This is a genomic window from Streptomyces sp. SID9727 (assembly GCF_010550605.1).
Lineage (GTDB): Bacteria > Actinomycetota > Actinomycetes > Streptomycetales > Streptomycetaceae > Streptomyces.
Genome location: NZ_JAAGNI010000394.1, coordinates 1 through 20,237, shown reverse-complemented (window position 1 = coordinate 20,237; position 20,237 = coordinate 1). Strand labels below are relative to the sequence as shown.

The 20,237-nt window shown below is 73.5% G+C and carries 18 protein-coding genes; 12 read left to right on the top strand and 6 right to left on the bottom strand.

Translation table 11 applies throughout. The annotated features are described in order from the left end of the window. The first annotated feature begins 33 nt into the window (after window positions 1-33). Both G3I41_RS27875 and G3I41_RS27870 read left to right on the top strand, forming a co-directional pair. A complete protein-coding gene (locus G3I41_RS27875) occupies window positions 34-915 on the top strand; it encodes an SDR family oxidoreductase (protein WP_164403136.1) in 882 nt (293 codons plus the stop codon). 71 nt (window positions 916-986) lie between these two features. Then, window positions 987-2,459, top strand: coding sequence for an ornithine decarboxylase (locus G3I41_RS27870; RefSeq protein WP_164403135.1), 1,473 nt, complete (start codon window positions 987-989; stop codon window positions 2,457-2,459). A gap of 55 nt (window positions 2,460-2,514) precedes the next feature. Here the strand turns inward: G3I41_RS27870 and G3I41_RS27865 are convergent, their stop codons facing one another. After that, window positions 2,515-3,606: a glutamate--cysteine ligase gene (locus G3I41_RS27865; RefSeq protein WP_203601753.1), complete on the bottom strand. Its 1,092-nt coding sequence runs from the start codon at window positions 3,604-3,606 to the stop codon at window positions 2,515-2,517. Window positions 3,607-3,752: 146 nt separating this feature from the next. Further along, window positions 3,753-4,889, bottom strand: a complete 1,137-nt coding sequence (locus G3I41_RS27860; RefSeq protein WP_164403133.1) for a PAS domain-containing protein — start codon at window positions 4,887-4,889, stop codon at window positions 3,753-3,755. A 118-nt stretch (window positions 4,890-5,007) separates the two neighbouring features. Here G3I41_RS27860 and G3I41_RS37540 point away from each other — a divergent pair, with 118 nt between their 5' ends. Further along, complete coding sequence (locus G3I41_RS37540; RefSeq protein ID WP_164403132.1) at window positions 5,008-5,703, top strand: GAF and ANTAR domain-containing protein; 696 nt, start codon at window positions 5,008-5,010, stop codon at window positions 5,701-5,703. Here the strand turns inward: G3I41_RS37540 and G3I41_RS27850 are convergent. Beyond that, window positions 5,700-6,665 carry an iron-containing redox enzyme family protein gene (locus tag G3I41_RS27850; protein ID WP_164403131.1) on the bottom strand — a complete coding sequence of 322 codons (966 nt, stop codon included), beginning with the start codon at window positions 6,663-6,665 and terminating at the stop codon, window positions 5,700-5,702. The genes G3I41_RS37540 and G3I41_RS27850 overlap by 4 nt on opposite strands. Window positions 6,666-6,891: 226 nt before the next feature. Between G3I41_RS27850 and G3I41_RS27845 the strand changes: the two genes are divergently transcribed. Further along, window positions 6,892-7,449 carry a type 1 glutamine amidotransferase domain-containing protein gene (locus G3I41_RS27845; RefSeq protein WP_164403130.1) on the top strand — a complete coding sequence of 186 codons (558 nt, stop codon included), beginning with the start codon at window positions 6,892-6,894 and terminating at the stop codon, window positions 7,447-7,449. A 74-nt stretch (window positions 7,450-7,523) separates the two neighbouring features. On the opposite strand, the gene G3I41_RS27840 is transcribed toward G3I41_RS27845, so the two are convergent. The 3 genes from G3I41_RS27840 to G3I41_RS27830 form a co-directional block, all read right to left on the bottom strand. Next, window positions 7,524-8,357 carry a class II glutamine amidotransferase gene (locus G3I41_RS27840; protein ID WP_164403129.1) on the bottom strand — a complete coding sequence of 278 codons (834 nt, stop codon included), beginning with the start codon at window positions 8,355-8,357 and terminating at the stop codon, window positions 7,524-7,526. 173 nt (window positions 8,358-8,530) lie between these two features. Then, complete coding sequence (locus tag G3I41_RS27835) at window positions 8,531-8,890, bottom strand: YrdB family protein (RefSeq protein ID WP_164403150.1); 360 nt, start codon at window positions 8,888-8,890, stop codon at window positions 8,531-8,533. A gap of 90 nt (window positions 8,891-8,980) precedes the next feature. Beyond that, window positions 8,981-10,306: an APC family permease gene (locus tag G3I41_RS27830; protein ID WP_164403128.1), complete on the bottom strand. Its 1,326-nt coding sequence runs from the start codon at window positions 10,304-10,306 to the stop codon at window positions 8,981-8,983. Window positions 10,307-10,520: 214 nt separating this feature from the next. Here G3I41_RS27830 and G3I41_RS27825 point away from each other — a divergent pair, with 214 nt between their 5' ends. The 8 genes from G3I41_RS27825 to G3I41_RS27790 all read left to right on the top strand — a co-directional run. Next, on the top strand, window positions 10,521-12,797 hold the full coding sequence (locus tag G3I41_RS27825; protein ID WP_343242236.1) for a catalase: 2,277 nt from the start codon (window positions 10,521-10,523) through the stop codon (window positions 12,795-12,797). Between the two features lie 88 nt (window positions 12,798-12,885). Further along, window positions 12,886-13,074, top strand: a complete 189-nt coding sequence (locus G3I41_RS27820; RefSeq protein ID WP_164403127.1) for a hypothetical protein — start codon at window positions 12,886-12,888, stop codon at window positions 13,072-13,074. A gap of 111 nt (window positions 13,075-13,185) precedes the next feature. Continuing rightward, window positions 13,186-13,656, top strand: coding sequence for a DUF5709 domain-containing protein (locus tag G3I41_RS27815; protein WP_164403126.1), 471 nt, complete (start codon window positions 13,186-13,188; stop codon window positions 13,654-13,656). A gap of 67 nt (window positions 13,657-13,723) precedes the next feature. Beyond that, window positions 13,724-14,890: an aromatic acid exporter family protein gene (locus tag G3I41_RS27810; protein ID WP_343242235.1), complete on the top strand. Its 1,167-nt coding sequence runs from the start codon at window positions 13,724-13,726 to the stop codon at window positions 14,888-14,890. 9 nt (window positions 14,891-14,899) lie between these two features. Then, window positions 14,900-17,368, top strand: coding sequence for a nitrate reductase (locus G3I41_RS27805; protein ID WP_164403125.1), 2,469 nt, complete (start codon window positions 14,900-14,902; stop codon window positions 17,366-17,368). Continuing rightward, on the top strand, window positions 17,365-17,847 hold the full coding sequence (locus G3I41_RS27800; protein ID WP_164403124.1) for a hypothetical protein: 483 nt from the start codon (window positions 17,365-17,367) through the stop codon (window positions 17,845-17,847). Before G3I41_RS27805 ends, G3I41_RS27800 begins: the two co-directional genes overlap by 4 nt. A gap of 114 nt (window positions 17,848-17,961) precedes the next feature. Continuing rightward, the gene (locus G3I41_RS27795) at window positions 17,962-18,726 is read left to right on the top strand and encodes a VOC family protein (RefSeq protein WP_164403123.1); all 765 of its coding nucleotides are present in this window, start codon (window positions 17,962-17,964) and stop codon (window positions 18,724-18,726) included. Between the two features lie 226 nt (window positions 18,727-18,952). Further along, window positions 18,953-20,237, top strand: a 1,285-nt coding sequence (locus tag G3I41_RS27790) for an MFS transporter (RefSeq protein WP_164403122.1), incomplete at its 3' end; no start/stop codon positions are given.

Here is a 20,237-nt window from a genome sequence, read left to right as displayed (position 1 = left end):
GTCCCCCACGACCAGTCACGGAAGAAGGCCCCCATGAGCACACCCGGCCAGGACCCCACCGAGCGCTTCCCGCAGCCCGACTTTCCGCAGCAGGAACAGGAACACCCCGGCTGGACCGGCCCCATGGACCCGCCGCCCGACCACGGCGAGGACTCCTACCGGGGCCACGGGCTCCTGAAGGACCGCAAGGCCGTGGTGACGGGGGGCGACTCCGGGATCGGCCGCGCCGTCGCGCTGGCGTTCGCCCGCGAGGGGGCGGATGTGCTGATCACCCACCTCGACACGGAGGAGGACGAGGCCCGGGAGACGGCCCGGCTGGTCGAGGAGGCGGGCCGGCAGGCGCTGACGGAGGCGTGCGACATCCGGGACGAGAAGCAGTGCCGTGCCCTGATCGGGAGCGCGGTGCAGGAGTTCGGGCGCATCGACGTGCTCGTCAACAACGCCGCGTACCAGATGGCACAGCCCGACGGGATCTCCGCGATCTCCACGGATCAGTTCGACCGGGTGCTGCGCACCAACCTGTACGGGATGTTCTGGCTGTGCAAGATGGCCCTGCCGCACATCCCGGCCGGCGGGTCGATCATCAACACCACGTCGGTGCAGGCGTACAAGCCGAGCCCGCACCTGCTGGACTACGCCATGACCAAGGGCGCCATCGTGACGTTCACCCAGGGCCTCGCCCAGATGCTGGCGTCCGACGGCATCCGGGTGAACGCCGTGGCACCCGGCCCGGTGTGGACGCCGCTGATCCCGGCGACGCTGCCGGACACGAAGGAGTTCGGGAAGCAGAGCCCGCTGGGGAGGCCCGCCCAGCCGGCCGAGATGGCTCCGGCGTACGTGTTCCTCGCCTCCGGGAACGCGAGTTTCATCACCGGCGAGATCGTGAACGCGACCGGCGGTACGCCGCTTCCTTAGGTCGTACAGCGTACGGACTTAGGTCGTACAGCGTACGGATTGACGGGGCGGACCACGGGAAGGCGGCGGACATGCCGAAGAATCATCACGAAGCACCCGTTCTCGACGCCCTGGCCGCCTACCGGCAGCGGGGTGAGCTGGGGTTCACGCCTCCGGGGCACAAACAGGCCCGGGGCGCGGCGCCCGAGGTCAGGGCCGTGCTGGGCGACGCCGTGTTCCTCGGCGACCTCCTGGCCAGCGGCGGACTGGACGACCGGCGGATGAAGTCGGGGGTGCTGCAACGTGCCGAGGTCCTGATGGCCGACGCCGTGCACGCGGAGCACGCGTTCTTCTCGACGTGCGGCAGTTCCCTGTCGGTCAAGGCGGCGATGCTGAGCGTCGCCGCGCACGGCCAGAAGCTCCTGGTGGGGCGGGACGCCCACAAGGCGGTGGTCTCCGGGCTCATCCTCTCGGGCATCCGGCCGGTGTGGGTCGAGCCGCAGTGGGACACCGAACGCCACCTCGCGCACCCGCCGTCCCCGGAGGCGTACGAGCGGGCGTTCGAGGAGCACCCGGACGCGAAGGGCGCCCTGGTCACGAGCCCCACGCCGTACGGGGTGGCGGCGGATCTGCGGGCCATCGCCGAGGTGTGTCACCGGCGCTCCCGTCCGCTCGTCGTGGACGAGGCGTGGGGCGCGCATCTGCCGTTCCACCCGGATCTGCCGACGTGGGCGATGGACGCGGGCGCCGATGTCTGCGTGACCAGCATCCACAAGATGGGCAGCGGCCTGGAACAGGGGTCGGTGTTCCATCTGCGGGGCGACCTGATCGACCACGACACGCTGGCGTCCCGGGCCGATCTGCTGGGTACGACGAGCCCTTCCGTCCTGCTGTACGCGGGCATGGACGGCTGGCGGCGCCAGATGGTGCTGGAGGGGCACACACTGATGTCGCGCGCCCTCGACCTCGCCGCATCGGTGCGCGAGGAGATCGAGTCGATCGACGGGATGCACGTCAACGACCGCGACGACTTCTGCGGTCCGGGCGCCGGCTCCGAGTTCGACCCGCTGCCGGTGGTCATCGACATCGCGGACCTCGGGATCTCCGGCTATCGGGCGGCGGACTGGCTGCGCGAACACCACCACCTGGACACGCACCTGATGGACCACCGGCGGGTCAGCGCCCAGCTCACCCACGCCGACGACGCCGAGACGACGAAGCGGCTGCTGACGGCGCTGCGCGACCTCGCCCGGCAGGCTCCTTCACTGCCCCGGGGGCCCGAGGTGGCGGTTCCGGCACCGCCGGAACTGCGGATGGACCAGGCGAGGCTGCCGCGCGACGCCTACTTCCACGCGACCGAGGACATCCCGGTGGAGCGGGCCGTGGGGCGCGTCGCCGCCGAGATGATCACGCCGTATCCCCCGGGCATCCCGGTGGTGCTGCCCGGTGAACGGCTGACGGAACCGGTCCTGCGCTATCTCCTGACCGGTCTGGAAGCGGGGATGAACCTGCCGGACCCGGCGGACCCGGAGCTGCGCACCGTACGGGTCTGCGCGGACGACTGAGCACCCGGCACCCGGCGGCCTCCCGCCCCCTCGGGGCGGGAGGCCGCCGCCCGGCTCAGCCGCGTGTGCGGCTGACGCATTCGGTGACCGCGTCGTAGAGACTGCCCGTGCGGGAGAGCGCGTCGCGCTGGATCCGCGCGCCGGTGCCGTTCTTCAGGACTCTCTCGATCCCCTCCCCCGCCGACGCCAGGTCTCCGCTGTCCTCCAACGCCTCGCGCACATGGGTGAGCAGGGCGTGCACCACGGCGGGTGCGGGGGCGGGGCGCATGGTGGCGGGGTGCAGCAGTTCGCCCTCCAGGCCCGAGCGGCCCGCCTGCCAGGCCGCCATGCGCAGCAGGCCCACCCCGTACGGCTCCGGCGGATCACCCGCCCGCCAGGCCCGGGCGGCCGTCTCCACCAGGGCGCGCGCCAGCGTGGCCAGCAGCGCCGCGTCGGCGGGGTCGAGGCAGACGTCCGCGACCCTGATCTCGACGGTCGGGTAGCGGTGGGAGAGGCGGGCGTCGAAGTAGATCATGCCCTTGTCGCGCAGGACGCCCGTGCCGACGAGGGCGTCGACCTCGTCGTGGTAACGGCGCGCGGATCCGAACAGTTCCATGGGCCCGGCCGAGGGCCAGCGGCCCCAGACCCGGCTGCGGTAGCTGCTGTACGCGGTGTCCTGGCCCTGCCAGAACGGCGAATTGGAACTCAGCGCGAGCAGCACGGCGAGCCAGGGGCGGATGCGGTCCAGGACCGCTACGCCCTCCTCGTCCGACTCCACGGAGACGTGCACATGGCATCCGCAGGTCAGCTGCTCCTGCGTGGTCAGCCCGAACTTGTCGGCCAGCCAGCGGTACCGTTCGCCCTCGCCGATGGACGGGCTGACGGGCAGCGGAGAGGTGGCGAGCGCGACAACCGCTCCCCCGGCCTCGGCGGCGCTGCGGGCCGCCTCCGCCCGCCAGCGCAGGATCTCGTCGGCGAGTTCCCGCATGTCCGCGCGCGGCTCGGTGGCGAATTCGAGCTGCTGGCGGTGCAGCTCCTGCTCGAAGGCCGAGTCGCCCTCGGCGCGCCGCTCCGCGCGGGCCAGGACAGCTGTTGACAGCGCCCTGGGTTCGCCGCTCTGCCCGTCGACGAGCAGCAGCTCCTCCTCCACACCCACGGTCCGCACCATCGTGTCCTCCATGTTCGATCGGCCGGGGGCGGGTCCTGGCGCCGAGGCGATTCCAGCCCTCCCCCACTTCGCCGTATGCCACCGCACGGCACCCGCACCCCTGACCGGCCGGTATTTCTCCGCCGACGCTCCGTCGCGCCCGCCGCTCAGCGCGCGCCCGGCCCACCCGCACCGCCCCGCCGGGCGACGACGGCCAGATGGCCCGCCGCGATCTCCGCGGCGCCGGCCTCCAGCAGCGAGAACGGCGGCCCGGCCCCGCCCCGGAGCAGGGTCAGCGCCCCCCGCGCCGTCGTGCCGCCGGACTCGGTCAGCGCCACGGAGAGCAGGGCCGTGACGTCGGCGCGGACCATGAGCGGCCTGCCGTCCTCGTCCGCCCCCAGCCTGTCCAGGTCGTCCGTGAGCTGTTCCACCACCGCCTCGCCGGACGTCATGACCTCGACCGCCACGGGGCAGGCGCGCGGGTCCTGCCGCAGGAAGGCCTTCTCCAGCCCCTCGTCGTCCGGCACCGGGGGGCCGTGGACCGCGATCCGGACCGGCGCCTCCGTGGGCCCCAGGTCGAGCAGGGCCCAGTCCGCGAGACCGTCGCGCAGGAGCCCCGCGACGGCGCCGAGGGCCGCCGCGGAGGGCTCACGTTCCAGCAGGGCGCGGGCCGTGCGGTCCAGGAGGCCGGTCAGCTCGGCCTGGCGTCCGGCCGACGAGGGGCCGCCGGCCCGGTCACCGGTACGGGAGGCGGTGCGGGGGCCCGGGGCCGGCGCGAGCAGCAGGAGCACGTCCCGTCCCCGTCCCTCCGGCGCGTCGATCCCGGTGAGCGTGGCGTACAGCGGGCCGTCCTGCAGCCCGGGGAGGCGGACCGGGAGGCTGCGGCCTCCCTCCCCGCCGGCCACGGCCGCCGCATGGGCGCGGAGGGCGGCCCGGTCCGCGGGGCGCAGGAGCGCGGCGAGTGGGCGGCCCGCGGCATACCCCGGAGGGAGCCCGGTCAGTTCGGCGGCGGCCTGGTTGAGGCGGCGCACGACGGTCTGCCCGTCGGTCAGGACGACGGGCCACGGCAGCTGGTCGAAGATGGCCTTGAACGGGTGGAGCGCCGCCTTCGCACCCGGTCTCCGGGGAGGTCCCTGCGGCTCCTCTGCCAGGCGCAGGGCTTCGATCGCGTGGTCCAGCTCCGCGAGGGCCGCGTCGAGCAGGACGGGGTATTCGGCGGGAGGATGGTCCCGGGCCGCGCGCAGTTCCCGTGCGCGGGCGACGAGGGCCTGATGACCGCTCTCGCCCTCCGGTGGCCCGTTCATACGACGAAGCTAGCCGATCACCGGCGTCACGGCGCCGAGCGGCGCGGCGGTTCCGTTCCGCTGCTGCTGCGGCGGCGGCGACCGGGAGCTCGCAGGAAGGGTGAGGGGGTCACGGCCGATGGACACGGTGACCGATGGCGCGGCCGTGGCGCCGCGGCTGGTCCTGCTGGGCCGACGGGCGATGCGCTGTGCGGCCGGGTGCCGGGGCGCGTCGGTGTTTCTGCGCTGCCCCGGCGGGGAAGGCCACAGCGCTTCGTCCCACCCGGATCTCGCGGTGCTGGCCGCGCTCCAGGAGGAGACCGGCGAGGGGCCGGGCGTCGACGCCGCCCGCTCGCTGCGGACGGTCGGGGCCGTCGATCTCGTCGCCGACACGCGGTGGCCGGATTTCCGGATCGCGGCGCTGGAACGGGGGCTGCGCGCCTGTGCGGCGGTGCCGGTGGCGGCGGGGGGCGTGCCGGTGACGGTCACCCTGTACGCGTTCCGGCCGTGGCGGCCCACGGCGGCGGCCCGGGAGGCGGTCGGGGTGCTGGCCGAGGAGACGGCCGGCGGACTTCTGCGCGAGCGCGCCCGTACCGGAGCCGAGGCGGAGGCGGAGCAGCTGCGGACGGCGATGGCCACGCGCGCCGTGATCGACCAGGCGATCGGCATCGTCACACACCTGCTGGACTGCGACCCGGGCCGGGCGTTCGACGTCCTGCGTGTGCTCTCGCAGCGCACGAACCGCAAGCTGAGCGCCGTCGCGGCGCAGATCGTACGGGCGAAGGGGCGGGGCGGCACGCGTGAGCTGCGCCGGCTGCTGGCGGAGCTTCCTTAGGCGGCGCCCCAGTCCGCCAGGAGCCGGTCGGCGAGGCGGTCCTCCAGGAAGCCGGTGGCGTCGATCCCGAAGACGATGTCCGCCTCCAGGGCGGGTTCGTCGTCCAGCAGCCCCTGTACGACGTCGTGCCGCACGACCTGCTCGTGGACCGCGTCCGCCTCCACGTGTTCGGTGTAGAAGAACTCGGCGGCGGGCCCGGCGCCCGCCCGTTTCATGGCGAGGGCGAGGCGGCGCGAGGCGGGCGACGAGGTGATCTCCACGGCCGCGAAGTGCCCGACCAGGGCGCCGCGCAGCCGTCGGTGCAGACCGAACAGGGACATGAGGTTGACGAGGGCCAGCATTTCGGCGTGGCCCTCGTCCAGGTAGTGGCCGTAAGCCGTCTCCAGGCCCAGGTCCGTCATGAGGTCCGCGAAGAGCTGGGCGTGGACGCGGTCGGCCCGGCCGGCGCCGAACTCGTCGTACTCGATCGCGGCCATGCCCGCCTTGGCGCGTCCGCTGAGCCGGGGCAGCACCCAGGCGTGCGGGTCGGCCTCCTTGAGGTGGTAGAGGGAGCGCTGGGCCGCGTAGGCGCGCAGCCGGTCCGGTGTGGCGTGTTCCTGGAGGAAGTGCGACACGCCCGTGCCGTCGACCGGCTCCACGAGCAGCGCGTCCAGCGTGTCGTCCAGGGCGGCCCCCGGCGGGACGTCCCGGCGCAGCGCGGACTCGAAGCGGTGCTCCAGGGCCCCCCTGACCGCCAGCAGTTCGGGGTCCCATTCCCGGGCCGGGTCCACGCCTTCGAAGCCCCGGTAGTGGAGCTCGTAGCAGGCGTACAGGGCGAGCTGGAGGTCGTCGCCGTAGGGTTCGGCAGCGTCCACCGCGGTCGTGCCGGGCAGCGGCCCGTCTCCCCGGAGATGGGCGACGACCGCCGCCGAGAGCTCGCCACGGGCCCGGGGAAGCCCGGGTCCGCCCGTCTGACCGGCCATGATGTCTCTCCTCGCACGTCTCGTTCGGGCACCCGGCCCGGTACCCCGCGTCGGGCGCGTCAACCGCCGGGGGCCGCACTCCCACCATGTGGGTGCGCCGCCGTCGCCGCTACAGCACGGGCGGGGGTGCGGATGAATGAGCCCGCCCGTGCGGGGAACCCAGAGGCTGCGACCCGGAAGCCACGTCACCGGGCGTGTACCCCGTAGGACGGAAGGACGGCAGAAGATGAGCGACAACGGCAGCAAGGGCAAGGTGCTCGCCATCGTCACCAACTACGGCGTGGAGCAGGACGAACTCGTCGTGCCGCTCGGCCATCTGCGCGAGCGCGGTGTGCGGGTCGACGTCGCCGCCCTGAAGAAGGACGACATCGAGACGCTGGTCGGCGACAAGGACCCCGGCACGTCCGTACGCCCCGACATCACGCTGGAGGACGTCGACCCGGCCGGCTACGACCTGCTGCTCGTACCGGGCGGCACGCTGAACGCCGACACGCTGCGGCTCCAGGGCCCGGCCTGTGACATCGTGCGGTCGTTCACCGCCTCCGGGCGGCCCGTCGCGGCCATCTGCCACGGGCCGTGGGTGCTGGTGGAGACCGGCGGCGTCAAGGGCAAGCGGCTCACCTCGTACGCCTCGTTGCGTACCGACGTGCGCAACGCCGGCGGTGAGTGGGTGGACGAGCCGGTCGTGACGGACGAGTCCGGCGGCTGGAAGCTCATCACCTCGCGCAACCCGGGCGACCTCGACCCGTTCCTCAAGGAGGTCGACGCCGCGCTCGCCGGCTGAGCCACCCGCGTGAGGGCCGTCCGGCGTTCGCCCGGGCGGCCCTCACATCGGTTCGGGTGCGGCCCGGGCGGCCCTCACATCGGTTCGGGTGCGAAGGGCCGGAACTCGTCCTCGCCCGGCTGCACGACCCCGTAACTGCTCTCCGGTACCTCTTGCCACACGCCGGGCAGCCCGCCCAGGGGTTCCGACACCACCAGCCGGGTGCTGTCGGACACGCCGCGCAGGAAGTCCAGGTCCGGGTGGAGGGCGCGCACGGTCTCGGCCTTGCTGCTGTAGAAGAGCGAACGCGACGTGCCGAGACTCGAATAGCGGAACGACCACAGCCGCTCGCCGTCGGACACCGCGACGGTCATCTGGAGCGGGTGCTCCACGCCCTCGTCGCGGCCCACGCGTTCGATCAGCCCGGCCATCCGGGCCACGGCGCCCGGCACGTCCTGGTCGAGTCCGAACGTCAGCGCGAGGTAGAACATCACCTCGGAGTCCGTGGACCCTTCCAGGGCCGAGAACAGCGCCGGGTCGAGCGCCAGGGAGAGGTCGCGGCGCAGCCGGTGGAAGTCCGCGATCGCACCGTTGTGCATCCACATCCAGCGGCCGTGCCGGAAGGGATGGCAGTTGGTCTGCTGGATGGCCGTCCCCGTGGACGCCCGCACATGGGCGAAGAACAGCGGCGAGCGGATGTGGCTCGCGATCTCCCGCAGGTTGCGGTTGTTCCAGGCGGGCCCGGTGTCGCGGATGATCGCGGGCGTCTCCTGCTCGGACCCGTACCAGCCGACCCCGAAGCCGTCCCCGTTGGTCGTCTCCACGCCCATGGTGGAGTGGAGGCTCTGGTCGATGAGCGAGTGCTCCGGCTTGTAGAGGAGATCACTGAGCACGACACTCGTGCCGGAATAGGCCAGCCATCGGCACATGTGCGACCGTCCCTTCCCGGGCGGCGGGCAGGGGCCGGAGCGGACGCGCCGGTGGTGCTTCCGCGGGCCTCGGTCCCTGGGGCGCCCGGTCGTCGTCGTTATGTCCACGCTACCGACTTCATGGACCCGCTGCCCGGCCGAGCCCGCCGGAAACGCCGCGGGCCGAGTGCGCCCTAGGCCGCGGTGGGCCTGCGCCGGAAGGTCTCCGCGAGGGCCGTGTTCGCCACGACGGCGACGCCCAGCACCAGGGCGGCGGCCGGGTGCCCGACCCCGTACAGCGCGAGGGCACCCCCGCCGAGCACCAGGGCCTTCACCGCCAGGACGCCCGCGAGCGGCGGGCGGAACCGGGCGCGCGGGGCGGCGAACAGCGTCCACAGCACGACGGCGGCGGCCAGCGGTGCGGAGCCGAGGAGCACCTGGAGCGCCAGGGCGTCCGCCAGGGTGAACCCCCACCAGAAGAGGCAGCCGAGCGCCACCACCTCCAGGAGGAACGCCAGCAGTTCGTTCGCCGCCCACCAGGGCCGCCCGGCCACCGGAGGGATCACCTGGCCGTCCGTGGCTCCGTCGTGCACCCTGCCCCCTGTGCGCCCGTGTGTGCGAAGTGAGCCTACTGGAAGCCCCGTTCAGCTGGCGCGGCGCAACCGCAGCGCGGCCACGGCACCGAGGACGGCGCCCACGGCCAGGACCATCAGGCCCCGGAGCCAGACGTCGCCTTCGATCTGGGTGGCGAGCCCGACGCAGGAGGCGGCGCCCAGGACGGGCACGACGGTCGGGGCCCTGAAGTGCCCGGGGCGCCCGGGGTCGCGGCGCAGCACCAGCAACGCCGTGTTCACCAGGAAGAAGACCACGAGGAGCAGGAGGACCAGGGTCGAGGCGAGCGTGGAGACGTCGCCGGTCAGTGCGAGCAGCAGGGAGAGGGCGGTCGTCGCGGCGATCGCCGCCCACGGGGTTCGCCGGCCGGGGAGCACGGCCGTCAGGAAGTTCGGCAGCAGTCCGTCGCGGGCCATGCCGTACGCCAGCCGCGAGGACATGATGCCGGTCAGGAGCGCCCCGTTGGCCACGGCCACCAGCGCGATGGCGCTGAACAGCCAGGTGGGCACACCGCCCGCGGTGCGGACGAGTTCGAGCAGCGGTCCGCTGGACTCGGCCAGCTTCTCCGTCGGCACGGCCGCCGCGGCGGCGGCGCCGACCAGTGCGTAGACGGCGCCCGCGGTGATCAGCGCGCCGAAGAGCGCCCTCGGATAGGAGCGGCGGGGGTCACGCGTCTCCTCGGCCACGTTGACGGAGGTCTCGAAGCCGACGAAGGAGTAGTACGCGAGGACAGCGCCGCTCAGCACCGCCAGGACGGGCCCCTCGCTGTCGGTGCCGAGGTCGGTGAGCCGGCCCAGGTCCCCGTCGCCGCGCAGCACGATCCAGCAGCCGAGGCCGATCACCAGCAGCAGGCCGCCGACCTCGATCACGGTGGCGACGACGTTGGCCCGGGTCGACTCGCTGATGCCCCGGGCGTTGAGCAGGGCGAGGGCCACCAGGAAGACGACGGTCACCAGGACCAGCGGGAGGGTGACGAACTCGGAGAGGTAGTCACCGGCGAACCCCCGGGCCAGGGCCGCCACCGACACCACCCCGGCCGCCAGCATGCAGAATCCGGCGACGAACCCGGTGAAGGGCCCGTAGGCCAGCGTCGCGTAGTGGGAGGCGCCGCCCGCGCGCGGGTACTTCGTGGCCAGTTCCGCGTACGAGGCGGCGGTCAGCAGCGCCAGGCACAGGGCCACCAGGAGGGGCACCCAGACGGCGCCGCCGGAATCGGCCGCGACTTCGCCGACCAGGACGTAGACGCCGGCGCCGAGGACGTCTCCGAGGATGAAGAAGTAGAGCAGCGGCGTGGTGAGGTCCTTCTTGAGGCTCGTCGGGGCGTCCGGGCTCTCGGGCGTGGTTCGGGGAGCTTTCACGGGGCCCGTATACCCGGTGCGTCTGCCGGCAGACGGCCGAGGGGCGGCCGGGGCACGGCGGGTCGCCCGTTGGAACGGGTCGCCGCTGCGGATGGCTCAACCGATGTGTCCGGCAGGGGGCGAGGGGGTACGCGTGGTCGGGCGATGCCGTCCCCCAGCGCGCGCCGACCACTCCGCGCACGGCACTGCCCTTCCCCAGCGAGATTGGAATCCAGTGAGCGACAAGAAGAACCCGGTGTCGGCCGCCGCGGAGAAGATCGCCGGCAAGGTCCAGGACGCCGTCAGCCCCGGCAACGAGATCCCCGGGGCTCCCGCTCCCGAGCCCGCCCAGGTCGACGAGCCGACGAAGCCGCGCGGGCCGCTGCCGCCCAAGCACGACCAGCGCGGTCCCGAGACCATGAGCCCGACCGGGCAGCCCACGGGCGCCGCCCAGGACAAGGTGGCCCAGGGCGGCGCCTACCTCACCACGGCGCAGGGCGCCCGGCTGTACGACACCGATCACTCGCTGAAGGCCGGCCCCCGGGGCCCGGTGCTGCTCCAGGACCACCACCTGCGGGAGAAGATCACCCACTTCGACCACGAGCGCATCCCGGAGCGGGTGGTGCACGCCCGCGGTGCCGCCGCCCACGGCGTCTTCCGCGGGTACGGCGCCGCGGCGGGCATCACGAAGGCCGCGTTCCTCGCCGAGGGCGCCGAGACGCCGGTCTTCGTCCGGTTCTCCACCGTGCTCGGCTCGCGCGGTTCCGCCGACACGGTGCGCGACACCCGGGGCTTCGCGACGAAGTTCTACACCGACGAGGGCGTCTTCGACCTGGTCGGCAACAACATTCCGGTCTTCTTCATCCAGGACGCGATCAAGTTCCCCGACATCATCCACGCCGGGAAGCCGCACCCCGACCGGGAGATCCCGCAGGCGCAGAGCGCCCACGACACGTTCTGGGACTTCGTCACCCTGCACACCGAGGCGACCCACCACACCCTGTGGAACATGTCGGACCGGGGCATTCCGCGTTCGTACCGGATGATGGAGGGCTTCGGCGTCCACACCTTCCGGCTGGTCAACGCCGAGGGCGCGACCACGCTGGTGAAGTTCCACTGGAAGCCGAAGCTGGGCGTGCACTCGCAGGTGTGGGAGGAGGCGCAGATCACCGCCGGCATGGATCCGGACTTCCACCGCCGGGACCTGGCCGACGCGATCGAGGCGGGAGCGTTCCCCCAGTGGGAGCTCGGCGTGCAGACGTTCCCCGACACCGAGGACCAGATGTTCGAGGGGATCGACCTGCTCGACCCGACGAAGATCGTTCCGGAGGAGCTGGCGCCGGTCAAGCCGATCGGGCTGATGACGTTGAACGCCAACCCGTCGAACTACTTCGCCGAGACGGAGCAGGTCGCCTTCCACGTCGGACACCTGGTGCCCGGCATCGACGTCACCAACGACGCGCTGATGCAGGGGCGGCTCTTCTCCTACGTCGACACCCAGATCACCCGGCTCGGCGGCCCCAACTTCGCGCAGCTGCCGATCAACCGCACGCACGCACCCGTCAACGACATGCTGCGCGACGGGATGCACCAGACGGCCGTGCACCGGGGCGTGGCGCCGTACCGGCCCAACTCCCTGGACGGCGGCTGCCCGTTCACCGCCGGCGCGGACACCGGTGCCTACATCGAGGTGCCCGTCGAGGTGCCGGCCGCCAGGAAGGTGCGGGACGCGGCGGCCTCGTTCGACGACCACTTCAGCCAGGCCCGGCTGTTCTGGCTGAGCATGACGCCCACGGAACGGGAGCACATCACCGCCGCGTACACCTTCGAGCTCGGCAAGTGCTGGGACCAGGCGGTCAAGGAGCGGGCCCTCAAGGTGCTCGCCAACATCGACCCCGTGCTGTGCGCGCGCGTCGCCGAGGGGCTGGGCCTGCCGGCGCCCGAGGCGACCGAGCCCCTGGCCTCGCCCGAGCCCAGCCCCGCGCTGTCCCAGCTGGGGCACACCTGGCCGGTCGAGGGGCGGATCGTCGGCATCGTCACCGACGGGGAGAGCGGCCTGGACGCCGTGCGGGAAGCGCGCGGCGCGGTTCTCGACGCCGGGATGGTCCCCCTGGTCATCGCGCCTTCGGGCGGCAAGCTGGGTTCCGGCGGCGACCCGGTCACCGTGCAGCGCACCTTCACCACGGCCCGGTCGATCGAGTTCGACGCGATCGTGCTGGCGGGGGCGCCCGCTCCGGCTCCCGACGCGTACGGGGCCCGTGACGCCAAGACGGACGACGGGGCCCGGTCCACCGGTGTGGACCCGCGCGTCCTGCTGCTGGTCACCGAGGCGTTCCGGCACGGCAAGGCCGTCGGGGCCTGCGGTGACGGGGCGACGGTGCTGGAGAAGGCCGGCCTCGCCTCGGACGCCCCGGGCGTCGTGGCGGGCGAGGCCGCGTCCACGGTGCTGGACGGCATCGGGGAACTCCTCGCGGGTCACCGCGCCTGGGACCGTTTCACGCCCGCGCTCTGACTCCGCCCCGGGCCGGTGCGCGTAGCCGGCCCGGTCCAGGGCACGCGCGGAGGGAACTCCGCAGACGGTCACCGACGGGAGGAGACACATGAACCACCAGGACCGCGAGCACGAGCAGCCGCCCCGGACCGCCGCCGAGGAGGTCGTCCGCGAAGCGGAGGAGGCCGAGACGGACGTGGCGGACACCCGGGAACGGCACGGCGCGGACAGCGAGGCCGGCGATGCGCTGACCCCGAACGAAGAAGCCCAGGAGGACGCGGACCAGCCTCGCCCATAGGGTGACAAAGCGCGCGTTTTCCCCGTGTCCGACAGGGCACTCGCAGGGTGCGTGGGGCGGCCCCGGGCGGCCGCCCCGGCATCCATGACGCCTCCGACGGAAGGACGAAGCATGCCGACAGAGGCACGTGGCGACGACGTCTACCAGCCGCAGGACGACGGCCAGGACCCGCCCAACGACGACCTCGACCTGGAGAACACGCTCGGCGAGCGTGGCCTCGACGACCAGATGGAGGAGGGCTACTCGCCGCCCGAGCGCCCCCTCGCCGTGGACAAGTACGGCACCACGGGCGAGGAGGAACGACGCGGCGAATCCCTCGACCAGCGCTTGGCCCAGGAGGTCGAGGACGTCGAGCCGCCGGACGGCGACGGCATCGGGGACCTGGACGGCGGCGACGGCGAGCCGCTGGAGCCGGAGGAGGGCGGGACCCGCTCGGGCCGGCTGAGCGCGGCGGACGAGGTGCCGGGACGGCGCACCGACGTCTACGCCGACGACGTGGGCATCGACGGCGGCGCGGCCTCGGCCGAGGAGGCCGCCGTGCACACCACGGACGAGGAGGAGGACCAGGGGCGCCGGGGCTGATCCCGGGCTCACCCGGCGGGTCCGCCACCCCGGATCGAATCGCGTACAGGAAGGGTTGTCGGTGCTGGTGAACGGGATAACCGCCGGCCGCCGCGCGGCGGTCGTGCGGGAGCGGCTGGGGGGACTGGCCCCCGGGATACGCCTCCCCGACCGGTACCAGCTGGTGCAGTCCTTGAAGGCCGCCGCCGCTGCCGCCCTCGCCTGGGCGCTCACCGGGTGGTGGCTGGCGGCGCCGATGGCGCTGATGGCCCCCTGGGCCGCCGTCGCCCTCGTGCAGGGGACCGTCTACCGGTCGCTGCGCTCGGCGGTCGAACTGCTCGCGATGATGGCCTGCGGCACCCTCCTCGCCGCGGGCGCGGCGGCGGTCACCGGGAACACCATGGCGGCCATGCTGATCGCCCTGCCGCTGACCGTGCTCCTCGGCAACTGGCTGCCGGTCGGCGAGCAGGGCCTCTACGCGCCCACCACCGCCCTGTTCGTCCTGGCCTACGGGACGTACTCGCTGCCCGCCGTCGGACACCGGCTGCTGGAAACGGTGGTGGGGGCCGTCGTCGGGATCGCGGTGAACGCGATCGTCCTGCCTCCCGTGCACTCCCTGCACGTGAGGACCCTCGCCTGCGCGCTGCCGAGGGACTGTTCCCGGCTGCTGCGCGACCTGAGCGAGGGCATGGTGGAGGAGTACGACGAGGAGCGGGCGGAGGGCTGGCACCGGTCCGCCGGGGAGCTGCCCGGCGCGCTCTCGGACCTGCGCGCGGCGCGCGGATGGGCGACGGAGAGCTTCCGCTTCAACCCGGGGCACCGGATGCGCCGCAGCACCCCCTCGCCCTCCGAACGGTGGGACGTCGTCTGGGCGCAGGTGGCGAACCGGCTGCTGGCCCTGACCCTGACGCTCTGGGAGACCGCGTCGGAGGGGCGCGGTCTGCCCCGTCCGCCGGGCCCCTCCCTGAAGGACCTGAGCGCCGTCATGGCCGCCGCTGCCGAGGTCTGCGCGACCGACGCGACGATCATGGAGGGCGGCCCGGACGACGACTGCCTGGAACAGCGCGCGAGCCGGCTCGCCGAGGCCCGGCACGCCCTGGCCGGGGCGAAGCGGCACCTGCGCGGGCCCGGCCCCGACGCCGGCGCCTCGCTCGGCAGCCTGGTGGCCGGCTGCCAGGCACTGCTGGACGACCTGAATCCCGGCGAGGACGGCTCGGCACTTCTCGCCGGCGGCGCCCGCACCGGCCGGATCTGAGGAGTACGCATGACACGCACGGACCGCATCGCCCAGCCCTGGGGCGCCCGGACCCCGTACGGTCCCGGTGAGCCGTGGCCCGTACGGGTGGACACGCGGCTCGCCGACGGGGTGACACCGGACCAGGTCGAGCGGTGGGTGCAGTCGGCGGCGGTCCTGCATTCCAACGGGGACGGGCTCGACATCGCCGTGAAGGACGGCCGGATCGTCGGGGTGCGCGGAAGGGCGCAGGACCGGGTCAACCACGGCCGGCTCGACCCGAAGGACCTCTTCGGGTGGCAGGCCAACGGCTCCCCCGACCGGCTGACCCGCCCGCTGGTGCGCGACGGGGGCGGCCGGCTCGTCGAGAGCGACTGGGACACCGCGATGGACCGGGTGGTGCGGCGTACGCGGGAACTGCTGGAGGAGCAGGGGCCGTCGGCGGTGGGGTTCTACACCTCCGGCCAGCTCTTCGCGGAGGAGTACTACACGCTGACGCTGATCGCCCGGGGCGGTATCGGCACCAACCACCTGGACGGCAACACCCGGCTGTGCACGTCCACGGCCGCCGAGGCCCTCAAGGAGTCGTTCGGCAGCGACGGTCAGCCCGGCTCGTACACCGACATCGACCACGCGGACACGATCGCGCTGTTCGGGCACAACATGGCGGAGACGCAGACCGTGCTGTGGGCGCGGGTGCTGGACCGGCTGGCCGGGCCGAACCCGCCGGCCGTGGTCTGCGTCGATCCGCGCCCCACCCCGGTGGCGCGGGCGGCGACCGTGCACCTGGCGCCGAAGCCCGGGACGAACGTGGCCCTGATGAACGGTCTGCTGCGGGAGATCGTGGAGAACGGCTGGACCGACCAGGACTATCTGGACCGCAACGTCGTCGGCTTCGACGAGCTGAAGAAGCGGCTGGACGCCTACACGCCCGAGCACGTGGCGGACCTCTGCGGAGTTCCCGCCGAGCTGATCCGGGAGGCCGCCCGCCTGCTGGGCACCGCCGAGCGGCTGCTGTCGACGGTGCTCCAGGGGTTCTACCAGTCCCACCAGGCCACCGCTGCCTCGGTCCAGGTCAACAACCTGCACCTGGTGCGGGGCATGCTCGGCAAACCGGGCTGCGGGATCCTCCAGATGAACGGTCAGCCGACCGCGCAGAACACCCGCGAGTGCGGCGCCAACGGCGACATGCCGGGGTTCCGCAACTGGGAGAACGACGCGCACATGGCCGAGCTGGCCCGCCTGTGGAACCTGGACCCGCTCCAGGTCCCGCATTACGGTCCGCCCACGCACGCTATGCAGATGTTCCGGTACGTGGAGGAGGGCTCCATCCGGATGCTGTGGGTCAGCGGCACCAACCCGGCGGTGTCGCTGCCGGAGCTGCGGCGCATCCGCTCGGTGCTCGCGCAGGAGCGGCTGTTCCTCGTCGTCCAGGACGCCTTCCTCACCGAGACCGCGCAGCTGGCCGACGTGGTCCTGCCGGCGGCGGTGTGGGGCGAGAAGACGGGCACCTTCACCAACGCGGACCGCACGGTGCACCTGTCGGAGAAGGCGGTCGAACCGCCGGGCCAGGCCAGGCCGGACCTGGACATCTTCTGCGACTTCGCGCGCAGGCTCGGCCTGCGGGACAAGGACGGCGGCCCGCTGGTCCCCTGGAGCGACCCGGAGGCGGCGTTCGAGGGCTGGAAGGAGTGCAGCCGGGGGCGCCCGTGCGACTACACGGGCATCACGTACGCGAAGCTGCGCGGCGGGAGCGGCATCCAGTGGCCGTGCAACGAGAGGCATCCGTACGGTACGGAGCGGCTGTACGCGGAGGGCCGCTTCTGGAGCGACCCGGACTACTGCGAGAGCTACGGGCGGGACCTGGTGACCGGGGCGCCGCTGGAGGAGACCGAGTACCGGGCGATGAACCCGTCGGCGAAGGCGGTCGTCAAGGCGGCCGAGTACCTGCCGCCGCACGAGCCGCCCGGCGAGGAGTACCCGTTCTCGCTGATCACCGGGCGGACGCTCTACCACTTCCACACCCGGACCAAGACCGCGCGGGCCCCCCAGCTGCAGGCCGCTGCCCGGGAGGTGTGGGTGGAGGTCTCCGCCGGTGACGCGACCTCGTACGGCATCGAGGAGGGTGACCTGGTGGAGGTCGCCACGCCTCGCGGCACAGTGCGGGCGGCGGCGCGCGTCAGCGGCATCCGGGACGGGGTGCTGTTCCTGCCGTTCCACTACGGCTACTGGGACACCGACGGCGGGTTCGAGCCGAAGGGCGAAGGGCGCGCCGGCAACGAGCTGACGCCCACCGAGTGGGACCCGGTCTCCAAGCAGCCGCTGTTCAAGACCGCCGCCGCCCGGCTGCGCCGGCTCGGGCCCACCGGCTCCCCCGCCCCGGCACCGACCACCACCGCGTCGGCCCCGGTCGCCGGGGCGGCCGTGCCCGCGACCACGGGCGGCGGCGCGGGCGGGGCGGACGAGGAGCAGCACGCGTACCGGGAGGAGATCCGATGAAGCTGGACCTGGTTCTCAAGGAGGTGCACCACGGGGAGAACGCGCTCGCGGTGCGGCTGATGCGCCTCTCCAGTACGCACTCCACCGATCACGAGGTGCACCACGTGGCCCGCGACCTGGCCGCCTGGTCGCGGCAGCACGTGCGGGAACTGGCGGAGGCGGCCGCCGGGCACGGCGTGGACCTGGACCCGGAGCCGAAGGAGGAGTCCCCGGCCGCGGCCTGGCTGCGGGAGAAGGGCGGCGAGCTGGTCGGGCGGCGTCCCGAGACCGGGCTGCTGCTCCTGCGGGATCTGCGCGACACCTATCTGAGGGCGGCGGCCGTCTCCGTGGACTGGGAGCTGCTGGCCCAGACCGCCCAGGCCGCCCGCGACCAGGAGCTCCTCGATCTGACCGAGCGCTGCCACCCGCAGACCCTGCGCCAGCAGCGCTGGGCCAACGCGATGATCAAGGTCGTCTCGCCGCAGGTCCTGACCAGCTGAACCGGCTCCCCGGCCGGCCCGGTGCGCATTCGGGTGCGGACGTCCGGGTGAGCGCGTGCGCGGGCCGGGGCGCGGGCGCATCGTTCTAGAGGGCCCCCGGCGAAGGAGCGCCGCATGCCGAGTCTGGACTGGAAGACACCCGTGGCGGGCGCGCCCTGCTGGGTGAGCCTCACGACCCACGACCTGCGGGCCGCGCGGGCCTTCTACGGCCGTGTGCTGGGCTGGGAGTTCCAGGACAGCAGCCTCGGCGATGACTTCGTACGGGCGCGTGCGCGCGGCAGGGCGGTCGCCGGCATCGGGACCTGTCCGGGCACCGGCGGCCCGCCACCGGCCTGGATCCCCTACTTCGCCGTGCCGGACGCGGACGGTACGGCCGACCGCGTCCGGGAGCGCGGTGCCACACTCGCCGTCGGTCCGCTTCCGCTCGGCGAGGGGCGGGCGGCGATCGCCGCGGACCGGGAGGGCGCCGCCTTCGGCTTCTGGGAGGGCCCGGCGCCCGTCTGGGCCGACGGGCCGCGCGCCCCGGCCAGGGTGGATCTGCAGTCGCGCCACGCCTTCGAGGCGGCCATCTTCTACGCGGAGGTCTTCGGCTGGGCGCGGCCGCCCAGCCGGTGCGGCGTCGAGTACGCGCAGGACCGCGTCCTCGTGCGGGCGGGTGGGCACACCGTCGTCACGCTCCGTGGCGGAGGGGTGGAGAACGCCCCGGATCCCCGGGTGCGGGCGCGCTGGGTCGTGGACTTCCCGGTGCCCGACAGCACGCGGGCGGCGGAGGCGGCGGTGGCCGCCGGGGGCGAGGCGACGCCGGTGGACGGCGTACCGGGGACCGCGTTCGAACTCCGCGATCCGGAGGGCGCGCTCTTCACGGTCTCGGACCGCTGACGGCTTCTGTGTGAGCAAACCCACCAGCGCGCTCAATCCCTTGCGGCGACTGGGCTTCCGGGGTGCCTGGGCAGGGCGGGCGGACGCCCCGGCCGGTGCCTCGGCGTGATGTTTGTGAAGATGAGATGAGCCGACGGGCCGTTGCCCGTCCGCCGTTCGCAGCCGAGGCATTACCGAGACACCGTTCCGTGATCCGACGCGTGCTGTTCCACCGTCCCCGTCGGAAATGTGCTCCCCCGTGCCTCCTGCCGCCTCCGTTCCCGAGTCCGCCCGGAAGACGCGCCGCCGCGACAGCAGTCCCTGGCGATGCCTGGCCGTCCCCAGCATGCGCTGGTGGTCGGCGGCCAACCTGGTGTCGAACACCGGGGCGTGGATGCAGCTCACCGTGCAGAACCTGCTGGTGCTCCAGATCACCGGTTCGGCCGCGGCGACGGGTCTGTCCCTCGCCGTCCAGGCCGGACCGGGACTGCTGCTCGGCGTCTTCGGCGGCGCCGTGGTGGACCGCTGGCCGCTCAAGGTCACCGCCGCGGTCAGTCAGGCGGTGCTCGCCGTGATCGCGTTCTCGACGGCCGCCCTGATGGGGGCCGGGCTGCTGAACATGCCCGTGCTGCTCGTCCTCGCGGCGGTCACCGGCATCGTCAACACCATCGACGGGCCCGCGACCTCGCTCCTCGGGAACGACCTCGTGCCCCGGACGGACGTGCCCTCGGCCATCGCGCTCGGTTCGATGGTGCACAGCGCCGGACGCCTGGCCGGGACCGCGCTGGCGGCGGTGGCCGTCGGGACGCTCGGCACCGGGTCGGCGTACGTGGTCAACGGCGTCTCCTTCCTCTGCGTCACCGCGGTGATCCCCTTCCTGCGGCCCGCCGGGGAGGCGGCGCCGGTCCGGCGGGCCTCCGCCGGGGAGCGTCCCGCACCCGCGCGACGGGCGGCGGCGGGCGGGGACGCCCGGGCCGGGGTGGCCTACTTCCTCGGGAAGCCGGGGCTCGTCGCCCTGGCCGGGATCACGGCGGTGAGCTCGATCTTCGGCCGGAACTACCAGCTGACGCTCGCCGTGCTGGTCATCGGCCCGCTCAGTGCCGACGAGCGCGACTTCGGCACGGTCTCCACCGTGCTGGCCGTCGGCGGCATCCTGGGCGCCGTGGTCGCCGGGCGGCTGCGCAACCCGACCGTGCGCCTGGTGGGCGTCCTCGCCGCGTGCGGCGGGCTCCTCCAGGTCGCGGCGGGCCTCGCTCCCGGACTCATGGTGCTCATCGCGCTGGTCATCCCGATGGCCGTGGTGGAGTCCGTGTCCGACACGGCCGGGTCGACCGTGCTGCAGACCGAGCCCGAGCCCGAGATGCGCGGTCGCGTGCTCGGCGTCTGGCGCAGCGCGAGCACCGGGTGGCAGCTGGCGGGTCCGCCCCTGCTCGGGCTGCTGGTCGAGTTCGCGGGCGCCCGGGGCGCGCTGGTCGCCGGAGGGCTGCTGATCGCCGGTGCCATCGCGGCCGGCGGGCTGCGCGGCCGCGCGG

Coding starts and splice junctions, on each gene's coding strand:
- G3I41_RS27845 (WP_164403130.1), top strand. CDS start 6,892: ATGAGCGACAACGGCAGCAAGGGCAAGGTGCTCGCCATCGTCACCAAC.
- G3I41_RS27870 (WP_164403135.1), top strand. CDS start 987: ATGCCGAAGAATCATCACGAAGCACCCGTTCTCGACGCCCTGGCCGCC.
- G3I41_RS27820 (WP_164403127.1), top strand. CDS start 12,886: ATGAACCACCAGGACCGCGAGCACGAGCAGCCGCCCCGGACCGCCGCC.
- G3I41_RS27840 (WP_164403129.1), bottom strand. CDS start 8,357: ATGTGCCGATGGCTGGCCTATTCCGGCACGAGTGTCGTGCTCAGTGAT.
- G3I41_RS27815 (WP_164403126.1), top strand. CDS start 13,186: ATGCCGACAGAGGCACGTGGCGACGACGTCTACCAGCCGCAGGACGAC.
- G3I41_RS27800 (WP_164403124.1), top strand. CDS start 17,365: ATGAAGCTGGACCTGGTTCTCAAGGAGGTGCACCACGGGGAGAACGCG.
- G3I41_RS27865 (WP_203601753.1), bottom strand. CDS start 3,606: ATGGTGCGGACCGTGGGTGTGGAGGAGGAGCTGCTGCTCGTCGACGGG.
- G3I41_RS27805 (WP_164403125.1), top strand. CDS start 14,900: ATGACACGCACGGACCGCATCGCCCAGCCCTGGGGCGCCCGGACCCCG.
- G3I41_RS37540 (WP_164403132.1), top strand. CDS start 5,008: ATGGACACGGTGACCGATGGCGCGGCCGTGGCGCCGCGGCTGGTCCTG.
- G3I41_RS27795 (WP_164403123.1), top strand. CDS start 17,962: ATGCCGAGTCTGGACTGGAAGACACCCGTGGCGGGCGCGCCCTGCTGG.
- G3I41_RS27875 (WP_164403136.1), top strand. CDS start 34: ATGAGCACACCCGGCCAGGACCCCACCGAGCGCTTCCCGCAGCCCGAC.
- G3I41_RS27850 (WP_164403131.1), bottom strand. CDS start 6,665: ATGGCCGGTCAGACGGGCGGACCCGGGCTTCCCCGGGCCCGTGGCGAG.
- G3I41_RS27860 (WP_164403133.1), bottom strand. CDS start 4,889: ATGAACGGGCCACCGGAGGGCGAGAGCGGTCATCAGGCCCTCGTCGCC.